This window comes from Maricaulis sp., from assembly GCF_030149235.1.
Classification (GTDB): domain Bacteria; phylum Pseudomonadota; class Alphaproteobacteria; order Caulobacterales; family Maricaulaceae; genus Maricaulis.
Map to the genome: position 1 here is coordinate 1 of NZ_JASBRW010000087.1, position 4,769 is coordinate 4,769.

A 4,769-nucleotide genomic window follows, 5' to 3' on the forward strand; every position below is an offset into this window, starting at 1 on the left:
CAAGCTCCAACCCCAGGGCCGTCAACGCATCAAAGAAAACCGCCATTCGGGTCGCTGGCTCTCCGGATTCCAGCTTGGAAACCGTGGCCTGGCGCACGCGCATCCGTTCGGCAAGTTCGGCCTGCGACAAGCCAGCCGCCAGGCGCGCCTTTCGTACCAATTCCCCCGCCATGCGCGGGCTCCGGACCAGATCAGACATTGCACCAACTCCTTATACGCATTCGCGCATAAATCCTATATATACGCAAACCCGTATATTTCAAGTTAATACGCGTTTCCGTATAAATACAGATCTGATCGGCTCATCGTTTCGCACCGGACCGCACAGCCCGCAATCGCGGCAAATGCCTGCCGATACGGGTCAGGCGGCTTCGGCTCTGCCATCACGGCAGGAAATCAGCGTTTCCACTGCCGCATTCAGAACCAATGCCTCGTCTTGAGGAGGGATCGCCGAAATCTCGATCCGGCCCTCATGAAGGCGGATGTTCAGAGCGGGAAAGGCCTGTCTCAGCCGGCTGGCTGCATCGTGAGCTGCCCGGCTTTGTTCGAAACCGAATGGGAACCAGACAGACATGAGATGTCCTCTAATCAGGAGCAATCCGAATTCGGAGGGAAGAAACCTCTGATTCGATCTGGCCAGCAACCAATCTTCTGGACGGAACAACTTGTGAAGGCCCCAATCGGGTAGCCTGCCCCCCCATCCCAGGCCGCCTGCAAGGACATCTTCCCGGCGGCTTATCCTTGAATCGGCGCCGCCTATTGGATTCCGCCGCGAAATAGGGTTGAACGTTCAATCTTTGATTACAAACAAGACATTACTCAGGGGGCGGCTATGCACACGGTGGGCACACTCATCCAGGAAATCTTCCCGAACGGAACCCCGCAACATCTCGGTTTGCCAACCGATGGCGGTCCCAGCCTTGCCTTCCGCTGCCCCCTCGATCCGGATGTCATTGAGGAACGAAAATCCCAGACTGACACGAATGGCGATCATTATGATCCCTACAGCTATGAACAGATCCGCATCCGGGAAGCGTATAAGAAGCGCTGGACCATCGTCGAACCCGACGAACTCACAGAGGCCCTCAAAATTCTCTTGAGGGCCGATATCAGCCCTTGGTTCTCGCCGCCACATGACCCGATCGATCTGTTCGCTGTCTGTGGCCGCCTGCTCGAACGCAGCGGCGCCTACCACCATGTCGAAGCCTGCACCTGGGACAGTGACGGCAACTGCCTGCCCGCGGCAAACCGGATCATCCAGGTGACAGCAGACGACCGCGCCGACTGGACACTTGCTGGCGAAGGCTGGCGCTCCAAGGTCGATGTCTCAACCAATGTCGCCCCGACATACCCGCCGGAAATCGTCGAGTATTACTGGGTCCAGCTGATCTCCGCCTGGTCGTCGCCCCTGTTCAGCCCGATCCGGTATGATGGCGAGGCGCCTGCCTGGTGGCGCTTTGCACTTGCCCTCATGATCATTGCCGATGAAGCCGCCGAAGGTGTCGGCCAGCGCAGCATCTCCCGGCGCGATGACGACGAAAGCTCGTGGGTGGCGCGGGCCGTGGATGCCCGCATCACCCGGTCGATGGACATCCTGCAGAGCAGCCTCTCCATTCCCGAACAGGATGACCTTCGCCTTTACACGCTTTCCGAGGCCAATCCCGATGCAGTCTGCGTCCTGCCCAAGTCGCGCACGACCCAGGTCGGATGTACCATCCGCAATCTCAGCCACAATCTGGCGCTGCTGCCGCCACAAGGTGTCGCCCGAGCGGCCTGGTTCTATGGCCAGCAGCCAGGAGAGCATCAGAAGGGCAAGCCGCTCAACATGATCCTCATTCCCTATCCTTATGAAATCGAGGCGACCTGTTTCCGGCAAATCGGCGATAGCGGTGATGACTGCGATAAAAAGTTCGGCTGGTTCGGCGTTTCCCCAAGGCCGCTCCAGGCAGCGTCTGAAGAAGAAGCCGCCGAGAAACTGGATAAGGCGACCGAAGCCTTCCTGGAATTCGTCGATGGCCTCATCCGTTCGATGGTGAAGGATTTCGGGAAAGTCGACATGCTGGTCTTTCCCGAACTGGCCCTCACCCATCGCCTGCACGACAAGCTGCTCGATTGGGTCAATCGCAATCACAATGACATTGAAGTCGTCGTCGCCGGCCTCACCTCCTATAGTTTTGATACGGATGTTCAGGAAAGCGAAGAAGGCTCAGGCATAAAGGAAAGCAGGATACGGTATGGCAACTTCGCCGCCATCACCGTCTTTTCGGAGCGGGCCCCCGACGAAATCAAGGCCCTCGAAGAAGATCCCGACATCGAGGATTTCCCGCCGCGCCAGCAGATGACCAGTTATCATGACAAGCACCATCGCTGGCGGCTCGACCGGGAACAGATCACCCGCTACGGGCTCGGCGCCACGCTTGACCCTTCCTGCGACTGGTGGGAACGCCAGGATATCCTGTCGCGCCGCCTGACGGTTATCGCCTTCCGGGACAAGGCAACTGCAACCGTCCTCATCTGTGAGGACCTTGCCCGGACCGACCCCGCTCAGGAAGTTCTGAGAGCCATTGGCCCGAAGCTCATATTCGCTCTCCTCATGGACGGACCGCAGCTGATGACCCGCTGGCCGGCAAGGTATGCCACCGTTCTTGCCGATGACCCTGGAAGTTCCGTCCTGACCCTGACATCCATGGCCCTGATCGAACGGGCCAATGCCAGCGGCAAGCATGCCGCCTCACACTGCGTCGGTCTCTGGCGCGACGCTGACGGCGACACGCAGGAACTCAAAGTCGCCCCAGGCTTTCACGGCCTCGGCCTCAGCCTTTCCCAGGTCGAAGTGACCGAACAGACCATGGACGGCCGGCGCGACGCCGATGCGGCGACCTGGATCCTGTCAGGGGTCCGCCCGCTGAAATCCGTGTCATCCGATGGCAAACCGGCAAAGGAAACGCCGCCCTGGATCGAATGAAAAAAGCTCCCGGACATCCGGGAGCTTTTTTTCGATTGTTCTGAACCTAGGTTTCGCCGGCTGTGATTTTCCAATCGATGGCGCCGGCGAGCGCAACAGCGTCAGGGCTGGCCGGCTTCGACCTGGACCGGCTTCTCGCGGTCGCGCAGCCGGGCGGCTTCCTTGCGAATAATTTTCTCTTCGAAGTCGCTATAGTCCACGTCGACGAGCGGGCGCTTCATCGCTTTATCCAAATACTCGATGTCCTGGCTGAGGCTGACTTTGAATGCCTGATTGGTCTTGATCATGATCTGCATCCACTTTCCGGAAAATGTTCTTAACCGCTTGGTAAGACCCACGCAACTTCTACGTGACACTGGGAACAATGGCCGTGGCCGGTTCAGGTTCCACTAATTTATCTTTCCAAGTTTTACCGATCGAAACCCTTCTGGGCTCTTATGGTTAACATTCTCCTGTTTTCGTTAACCCTATATTTGGGCGAGGCAATAGCCGGCTCAAGGCGCCTTTATGTCACGCATGTTCATCCACCGCTCATGAAACGCCGCCGGCCGGGAAATAGTCAAATAAATTCAACGATCAGGAGAAGGTCTCCCTACGGGTTCGCGCCGTCACGATCTGGGCCGATGAAACACTTAAGCGCATTTCGTGATCTTCGAAGGCCGCCCGGAGGCCCGGCGGCCACATCCTGAGAATCACGCCGGACCACAAGGGAAAGCCAGAACCCGTTTACCGGATGACAGGAGCGCGTTTACCAGCCGAGTCTCCTGCATCTGCCGGCATACGAGGCTTCCTCAACGGCGGGGGTGGGCGGACGGCACATCTGGCCGGGCGCGCCGCGCGCGAAAGGCGCCGGAGCATTATCCGGACAACATCTTGAGGTCCCCTACCTTTCCGCCTTGCCCGCACGGCTTGTGACGCCCGGCCTGCCGGCCTTTTCCGCCGCCCCCCCTGTCGCGGGAAGGACGCGGCAGAAAAGGAGACCCGACATGACCTGTGCCTCAGCCCCCCTTGGAATCGCTTCCGCCCTAACGCCTGATGGCATCCCACGTATCTATGTGGCCTGGCCGCCTACAATAATGGCTGCCTGCACGGACGCTGGATCGATGCAACCACGCCGGACGAAATCATGGGCCAGGTACACACCATGCTGGCACCCTCGCCACTGCCTAGCGCCGAGGAATGGGCGATCCATGATTATGAAGGCTTCGAAGGGGCGAGCCTTTCCAAATACGCTTCGTTCGAAACCGTGTGCGCACTGGCGGAGTTTATTGGAGGCCATGGACGGCTCGGCGCAAAGGTCTGGCCCTGAAAGGTTCGAGCGGGGCATCTGATTTTGGATTGGATTTCAGTGCCAGAAGCCGCTCGACAACTTCCTCGACATTCCCCGGCTGGACCTGACGGTCCATTGGCCGGTACCTGAAACCTGCGGTCATGGCGGCAGCACATGCCGCGCGATAGCGTTGTTCCGCAATTCTTGGATCAACACCTGCCACGTCAGAGACGGAGGCGTCTGCCAGCGCGAGAGACGCCCAGTATTCTTCGTCAGCGCTAGCCAGTTCGTCTCGCCGCAATCTCGCTGTCTCAAGTGACGATGTCCCTAAAGACAGTCGGATGGTCCCCCTCCCATCAAAAGCCTGAAATTTTGACGGCACACGACGGTAATAGTGCCAATGCTCGCCCCGGCGGCGCAGGTATTTGTCAGATTGCGAAGAACGACCCATTTGGAATTTGTGCGCAATTTGTATCACAAAATTGGAAACGAAAAATTCTTCCGACCCCGAGATCAGAATGTTTTCCGTTTAAT

5 protein-coding genes are annotated in these 4,769 nt (G+C 58.4%); 2 read left to right on the top strand and 3 right to left on the bottom strand.

The features are described 5' to 3' along the window. Window positions 1–199 (bottom strand): helix-turn-helix transcriptional regulator (locus Q1V51_RS13400; RefSeq protein ID WP_300557186.1); only part of this gene is annotated, 199 nt, incomplete at its 3' end. 633 nt (window positions 200–832) lie between these two features. On the opposite strand from Q1V51_RS13400, the gene Q1V51_RS13405 reads away from it, so the two are divergent. Continuing rightward, on the top strand, window positions 833–2,965 hold the full coding sequence (locus Q1V51_RS13405) for a hypothetical protein (protein ID WP_300557188.1): 2,133 nt from the start codon (window positions 833–835) through the stop codon (window positions 2,963–2,965). Between the two features lie 101 nt (window positions 2,966–3,066). Here Q1V51_RS13405 and Q1V51_RS13410 read toward each other — a convergent pair whose 3' ends face one another. Further along, window positions 3,067–3,252, bottom strand: a complete 186-nt coding sequence (locus Q1V51_RS13410; RefSeq protein WP_300557190.1) for a hypothetical protein — start codon at window positions 3,250–3,252, stop codon at window positions 3,067–3,069. An 812-nt stretch (window positions 3,253–4,064) separates the two neighbouring features. Between Q1V51_RS13410 and Q1V51_RS13415 the strand changes: the two genes are divergently transcribed. Beyond that, entirely contained in the window at window positions 4,065–4,274 is a 210-nt protein-coding gene (locus Q1V51_RS13415) for an antirestriction protein ArdA (protein WP_300557192.1), read from the top strand. Here the strand turns inward: Q1V51_RS13415 and Q1V51_RS13485 are convergent. Continuing rightward, window positions 4,231–4,686, bottom strand: a complete 456-nt coding sequence (locus Q1V51_RS13485; protein ID WP_366522754.1) for a DUF6538 domain-containing protein — start codon at window positions 4,684–4,686, stop codon at window positions 4,231–4,233. The two genes, Q1V51_RS13415 and Q1V51_RS13485, sit on opposite strands and share 44 nt — an antisense overlap. Between the last annotated feature and the right edge of the window lie 83 nt (window positions 4,687–4,769).